Genomic DNA, 6,907 nt, shown 5'->3' with positions numbered 1-6,907 from the left:
GAATTGAGATTTTGTCCAATGCCTCGATTGAAATTAAAGAATATCGGGGCAATTGAACAAATCTGGCAATTCTTTAACGGCAAAATTGAGGAATAGGGCGACTGTAGCACCTCAGCTCCTTGCATAAAATCCAGGATCGCACCGTGTACTTTCTTACAGCACTCCACCTTCTGGAGTGCTCGTTTTTCAGTTCTATCCAATCTATTTTTCCCAGAAATATTATGGCAATTTTCGCTTTTTCTGCGGGCGGGTACCTGGCAATTTTGGGCGACAACCTCGATAACACCATTAAGGTGAGTCGAGATGCGTCGGGCGCACTCTTAATCAATGATGGAGCCGTCTCCATTTTCGGATCTCGCCCCTCTGCTTCGCGTACCCAACAGATTGATGTATTGGGCTTCGGCGGCAACGATACGATTACCTTAGATACAACCCTCGGTGCATTGCCTACGACTCGGCTCTTTGGAGGATCAGGCAGCGATGTTCTGCAATTTACAGGAAGTGCTGACGCTGAACAGTTCGATGTTTCTGCCAATTCTAATCGAGTTCGCCTCACCCGCAACCTTGGCAACGGTGTAGTAGACTTGGACGGCATTGAGCAACTCGATCTCAATCCTTTGGGTGGAGCAGATACCGTTACGGTTAATCCTCTAGCTACAACCGCACTCCGCACGATTAACTTCAATTTAGAGGGCAGTGTTAGCAGCGGGGATGGAGCATTTGATCGTCTGATTGTGAATGGAACGAATAACGCAGAAACGATTGATGTTACGGGGACAGGCACTGGCAGTTATTCCATCAGCGGATTGTCTGCAATCATCAATGTCAAAGGGTCGGAAGCAACGGATTCGTTAGCGATCAACACCTTCGGAGGAAATGACACGATTCGCTCTACCCTTCCTGCGTCAGTGGTGCAATTCACCGTCGATGCTGGAGCAGGCGATGATACTATGCTTGGCGGAGCAGGTGTAGAGACTTTCTTTGGCGGTGACGGGAATGATATCGTCGATGGCAATGGTGGCAACGACATTGCTTTTCTGGGTGCTGGCGATGACCTCTTCATTTGGGACCCTGGCGATGGCAGTGATGTCGTGGAAGGGCAAGCGGGCAGTGATACTCTACGCTTCAATGGCTCCAATGGTAATGAAGTGTTTGATGCTTCTGCAAATGGGGGGAGAGTTCGCTTTTTCCGTAACCTTGGCAACATTGTTATGGATCTCGATGATGTAGAACGGCTCGACCTAAATGCGCTCGGTGGTGCTGACTCCATCACGGTAAATGATTTGACTGGAACCGATCTGAGTCAAATTGCCCTGAATCTGGCAAACAATGGCACGGGTGATGGTCAAGTCGATACGATCGCAATTAGCGGGACGAATGGAAATGATACGATTACGGCAAGTTCATCAAGCAGCGGGATTGTGATCGCAGGTTTAGCTGCTAATGTCACGATCGTTGGTGCTGAAACAACAGACACCCTTACCTTGAATAGCTTAGCCGGAGACGATACCATCAACGCCAGTGGCTTAGCAGCGAACTTAATGCAACTCGCTCTCAATGGTGGACTTGGCAACGATACGTTCTTTGGCAGTGCGGGCAATGATCTCATCAACGGCGGAGATGGCACGGATACCGCATTTATGGGAGCGGGCAACGATACCTTCATCTGGAACCCAGGGGATGACAACGATGTAGTCGAGGGGCAAGCAGGCAGCGACACCCTACGCTTCAACGGTGCAAACGTTGCTGAGACGTTTGACGTATCTGCAAATGGGGGTCGAGTTCGGTTGTTCCGTAATGTTGCCAACGTGACGATGGATTTTGATGATGTAGAACGGTTGGAACTCAATGCCTTGGGCGGGGCAGATACCATTACGATCAACAACCTAGCAGGCACCGATCTGAGTCAAGTTGACCTCAATTTAGGGGCAGGAGACGGGGCACAAGATTCGATCATTATCAATGGCACGAACGCTGATGATGTCGTAGTGTTGGCTGCATCTGGCAATGCCGTTAATGTGATTGGATTAGCATCGAATATTGCGATCGTAGGAGCAGAGAGTAACAATGACAAACTGACGATTAATGCACTCGCTGGTAATGATGTCGTCGAAGCCAGTTCTCTTCCTGCTGTGATTGGGCTGACAGCAGATGGCGGCGATGGCGACGACATTCTTAATGGTGGTGATGGCAACGATGTTCTTCTCGGTGGTCCTGGGGATGATGTTCTTCTCGGTGGTCCTGGGAGCGACGTGCTCGACGGTGGTTCTGGGAATAATGTCGTGATTCAGTAAAACGTGAACAAGGTGCTAATTCTCGCCCGCTCCTAGAACGATCAGTTTAATTCGCATCATTTGCGATCGCAGTCTTGCCCATTCTCGAAAAGTTTGGGCTTTTTGTTTGTCCAATGCGCTGAGATTGCCTAAAAACTGCGTTGTTTCGCCGTTTCCTAATCTGTAGTCCAGCTCAATTAATTTGTGCTGCAAAGCCTGTCTACGAGCGATTTCTTGAGAGATTTGAAACTCTCGACGGGTTTGATCAAAGTCGAGAACTTGAAAAATGACATTCTCACGCAACTTCGCGGCAATTTCCCCCCGTTTGTTTTGAATTTCGGCAAGTTTGACCTGCAAATCTCCGATCGCGATCGCTCGACTTTGAGCAGCAGCATCGCCACCTGTCGCATTCCTGAATAAGGGCACACCGACAAGGGAAAGAATCTCATTCACTGAACTGAGCGTATTGCCGAAGAACAAATCCCCGATGCGATTGAGAATGCCTTTCTTTCTCGCTGGCTGACCCGGAACGGTTGGAACATCTTCGATTTTGAGCCAGGACTGCACTAAGGGTTCAAACACACCAAGCTGAACCGTTTTGATGTTGTTACGCTTTGCCTCATCGACTTTCTGTTCGATCACCCGCACTCGTTCATCGATCGCTTTCAGTTCGGGGGAAGTCTCGATCGCTTTTTGCTGCAATTGCTGGATACATGCATCCGACATATCCAAGCAGGGCAAATCACCAAGCATTCCTTTCCAGAGGTCATCATTGATGCGGAGTTGGATTAAGCGATCGAGTGAGTCTCCAGCCGGATTGAGCGGGTTCTCATCGGCTTTGATGGTATCGGGGTCTTCGGTCTTTTCCTCGCTCGACTCTTCCGGCTCTGATTCATCTTTGAGGATTTGAGGATTGGAAGGGGGGCGTTTCTGGCTTTGGGTCGTCTGAGTCGTTGGAACTGGCTTGCTTTGAGCGAGGGGTGTTTCGCAAATCACCGACAATAAGAGTAAGTTCAACAGTGAGAATTTGATTATTCTGACCTTTCCATTTAACCCGTTGAACTTTGGCATTGTAGGCACTCTTGACGATCGATAAGTTGGTAAGTTGTGTTTCTAAGTTTTGAAGTTGCACATTCACTTGAGCAAGTTGGAAAACGCGATCGCGCTCTTGCTGTTCATGTTCTTGTAGCTGTCGCTGATATTCTTGCTGCTGACGTTCAAGGTCGATGCTGCGCTTACTGATTTCTAGCGAATGCTCGTATTGCCGATATTGATAGTTTTCCTTGGCGCGATCGAGTTTCGCTCTTGAGAGTTCTAATTCTGCTTTGGCTTGTTTCACATCGCGCTCTCGTTGCCGCAGTTTCTCTTGTTCGTGGGGCAGAGTGCTAGGGGGAAGATCACTTGAATTGAAGCCTTGCAGTAAATCGATTTTGCGCTGCTGTCGGTTCCAGTCCTGCTCGACTTGCTGAAGGGCAACTTGTTTACGATCGATTTCTGCTTCTTCCTCTAGAAATGATGGGGTTGGAAGATTGGCAATACCTGATGCGGCTTTGGGTGCGAGGGGTTTGATTGGCGCTTGTTTGAGTCGATCAAGTTGGATTAAGACTTGGGCTTTCTGCGCTTCTAATCGTTGGCGTTCACGAGTGCGATCGCTTAATACTTGACCCATCACGACGATGTCGCCCTCTCGAACTTTCAAATCTTCCGGCGCGGATAGGCTCAATTCCAGGGTGAACCGCTTTGTTCGGGTGTCGGAAGCGGGTGAAGTTGTGGAACTGGGGACGGGAGAAGGGCTTGGGGTAAGAGTTGGGTTTTGGGCTTGGGCGGTACAGCTTGCAAGAAGAAAGGCTGTGAGGATTATCGATCAATTCATTGAGGACGAGGGCAATCACTTCTAGTTAGTATGCCCTTTACGTAACAATCAAGATTTAACTTTATATTTGGGCGACTAATAAATAGTTTTAGTTTCTAAATGCCAGCACGAGAACTTGTAGATTGAAGTATTTAGGAATTCAGAGCTAGTTCAACCATCTGCTTTCATTACTCAACTTAATTTCTTTAAAGAATAAGTAAACTCTCCGGAACCAGAAACTCATCTAAGTAATATTTCGTAGAAGAAAAGCAGATCGAAGTCTAAACTCCCACAACCTTAAAGCAGCTGACAAATCATGATTAATCCCGATAGTCCAGGGAATCTGGGCAAAATCAAGCTAACTATTCCCATACAGGTGGGACTTTTAGGAGTAGTTCTCTCGGCTGGGTTCACCTTTTTATTCCATTCATCCTCGGAGAAAGATAGACAAACTTTGACTTTTCTGGCGACTGCACTTGGAACCAGTGCTGGTGTTGGAAGTGCATTTTATGTAGGTCAAAGTATCAGATTGAACGCTGCATCTCAACGCCTCGATATAACAACATCATACATCTCAAGATGGAGTGATCCATCTTTTGATCCTGTTAGAAAAGCTGCGTATAAAATTCATGAAATGTTAGATACCAATCAGCCAAGCAGAAACTCAGATATCATTCAAAATGCGCTGGACGCTGATCTAGATCTGAAGCTTAATCTTCTAGATGCTCTTAACTTCTTAGAAGAAATGGCTCTTTGTGTTCGCTTAGATATCATTGATGAAGGAACAGCGTACAAATACTACAGAAGTATAGTGCTGACGTATTGTTCTACTTTTAGCATTTGGATAGCCAAGCTTCGTAGTGACAAAGGAAACGATATGCTTTTCAGAAATCTAACTGATTTATGCGATACATGGAAGAAATAGAAATTAAAAATTCAGAAATTAACCGGATTCGCATCTTGAGTCCAGAAGAAATAATCACACATATGCTACTCAGGTTGCCAGTCTCTCTGTATTTAAGAAGGGGATTCTCCCTTTTGAATTTTACCTTTGAGGAAAATAAAATGGAAACTACGCGTCTTGAAGGATATGCAGGGTTCTAAACTTGCTAGTTAATGTTGAGATATCAACACCGAGTAGCAAGCATTCAGTAAGATATTTGAATGCTTGCCATTCTTTGTGCAGAAGCTAAATCTATTCCCTTACTCCTTCGGACAAGAGGCTGAAGGTACTTGAGTTGTATTTGAAGGCTGGGCGCATTGCTGCTTCTCCAGTGTAGAGCGCAGAATCAACTGTCTGCCGGCTTCATCCCAGCTCCCTTTGGAACCTCTCTTAAGAACCTATCTCTGACCTTTGGACCGTTATTTCTAATTTGTTGAACTAATAGTGGCACTACTCTTTGGAGTGTTCTCACTGCTGGCTTTAGGGGAACACGTGCGTTAGCTGGATATGCCTGAACAAAGAATACTGAGCTTGCAGTCGTCGAGATCACAGCGATACCATTGGGCAAGATTTTGGTGTGACGCATTTCAGTTGCCTAATTTGTAGAGCTATTTAAGTGACAAAATCTCATATTGCGAAAACTTCTCTATAGGAAATTTTATTGGTGTTAATTGTAATTTCCCAGTAAAGAATTATAGAGGTTTTCGGAGGTTATCTATGTATGAAAAGTGTGCTAATCGTGACATACATAACTTTATCCCTATCGCATTTGTGCATATCTCTATTAAGGTCGCGGACTAATCACCTTCACCGTCAACGTCCCCGTTACATACTGTTCACCCAATTGCTGTAGAGCCAATTCAATTGGATGAAATGTCATCATCACCGTTTTATCCGCCACTTTCGCCGTTTGCAATCGATCTGCCTCGATCGGAATTCTCACATTCTCTGGCAGGTCAACCACGATCGAGCCACTGAGCAAAATCAAAGCGTTGGGCTGTGAGGCTGCAATCTCCTGAAGTTTCGGCGCGATCTCCTCATCCATGAATGAGATCGTTTGTAACTGGGTGGTGGCAGGGTTGCCGATCGTCGCAGTAATCCGCTCTGTCAAAATCTGCTGACCCGTTTTGAAGAATCCGCCCTTACCATCCGTCACGATGAATGAATCGCCTTCATTGGCAACGATGAAGTATTTTCCATCAGCGCGGGTGCGATCGCTTGCCCAAATCCCTTTTACATCTGCCCAAACGTGATGAGTTGGAGATTTCTTGTTGTAAACCTCGATCGCTCCATCGGTCATGCCCAAAACAGTCGTAACCTGCTGAGTGAGTCCGCCACTGCTCCCAAGATGCAATCCCACAACGAGAAGCGCGATCGAGATAACTAAAACCCAATACTCGCTCGGCTCCCCAGTCGTGATTCTCCGTTTCGGATTGCTCACACTCCAGCACCAAGCGGGAACTGGATAGAACCACTGAACGCCTTTGACGGTGAAACAGTCAGCGATGCAGGTTAGCAGGTGTCCGAGTGGCAGGGAGAGCCAGATTAGGAGATTGTTGGTGAAATAGCCGATTGGGAGAGCGATCGCGCAAAGTAATCCAGTGGCTATCAGGGAGTGTGTGATCGTTCGATGTGGGAATCGCGCTTCTAGCCATCGACTCCCAGGAAAGAAGATTTGCCCGACATAACTTGTGGAGGTGTCTAAATCTGGAATCTGTGATCCAATGAGCGATAGGAAGAGTGCTAGGGGGTCAGCGGTTCCGAGGATTAGGGAAGTACCTGCGGTTGCGATCGCGGCATGAGTCACGGACATCATAAGGAGCAAGAGTTCTGAAACTT

Annotated in this window: 6 protein-coding genes; 3 read left to right on the top strand and 3 right to left on the bottom strand. The window is 46.9% G+C overall.

The window, feature by feature from the left end; genetic code table 11:
- Positions 1 to 221 precede the first annotated feature (221 nt).
- The gene (locus tag OU814_RS28530) at positions 222 to 2,294 is read left to right on the top strand and encodes a beta strand repeat-containing protein (RefSeq protein ID WP_268242938.1); all 2,073 of its coding nucleotides are present in this window, start codon (positions 222 to 224) and stop codon (positions 2,292 to 2,294) included.
- A 15-nt stretch (positions 2,295 to 2,309) separates the two neighbouring features.
- On the opposite strand, the gene OU814_RS28525 is transcribed toward OU814_RS28530, so the two are convergent.
- Together OU814_RS28525 and OU814_RS28520 are read right to left on the bottom strand one after the other, a co-directional pair.
- Positions 2,310 to 3,269, bottom strand: a complete 960-nt coding sequence (locus OU814_RS28525; RefSeq protein ID WP_268242937.1) for a hypothetical protein — start codon at positions 3,267 to 3,269, stop codon at positions 2,310 to 2,312.
- Positions 3,166 to 3,942: a hypothetical protein gene (locus tag OU814_RS28520; protein WP_268242936.1), complete on the bottom strand. Its 777-nt coding sequence runs from the start codon at positions 3,940 to 3,942 to the stop codon at positions 3,166 to 3,168. The genes OU814_RS28525 and OU814_RS28520 overlap by 104 nt, the downstream gene beginning before the upstream one ends.
- Positions 3,943 to 3,949: 7 nt before the next feature.
- Here OU814_RS28520 and OU814_RS28515 point away from each other — a divergent pair, with 7 nt between their 5' ends.
- Together OU814_RS28515 and OU814_RS28510 are read left to right on the top strand one after the other, a co-directional pair.
- The gene (locus OU814_RS28515; protein WP_268242935.1) at positions 3,950 to 4,171 is read left to right on the top strand and encodes a hypothetical protein; all 222 of its coding nucleotides are present in this window, start codon (positions 3,950 to 3,952) and stop codon (positions 4,169 to 4,171) included.
- 270 nt (positions 4,172 to 4,441) lie between these two features.
- Positions 4,442 to 5,050, top strand: a complete 609-nt coding sequence (locus OU814_RS28510) for a DUF4760 domain-containing protein (RefSeq protein WP_268242934.1) — start codon at positions 4,442 to 4,444, stop codon at positions 5,048 to 5,050.
- Positions 5,051 to 5,852: 802 nt separating this feature from the next.
- On the opposite strand, the gene OU814_RS28505 is transcribed toward OU814_RS28510, so the two are convergent.
- Positions 5,853 to 6,884, bottom strand: a complete 1,032-nt coding sequence (locus OU814_RS28505) for a metal-dependent hydrolase (protein WP_268242933.1) — start codon at positions 6,882 to 6,884, stop codon at positions 5,853 to 5,855.
- Positions 6,885 to 6,907: the final 23 nt, after the last annotated feature.

Origin of the sequence: Leptolyngbya sp. GGD (genome assembly GCF_026735145.1) — a bacterium.
In the GTDB taxonomy this organism is placed as follows: Bacteria; Cyanobacteriota; Cyanobacteriia; order Leptolyngbyales; family Leptolyngbyaceae; genus Leptolyngbya; species Leptolyngbya boryana.
This window is presented reverse-complemented; position numbering and strand designations above follow the sequence as displayed.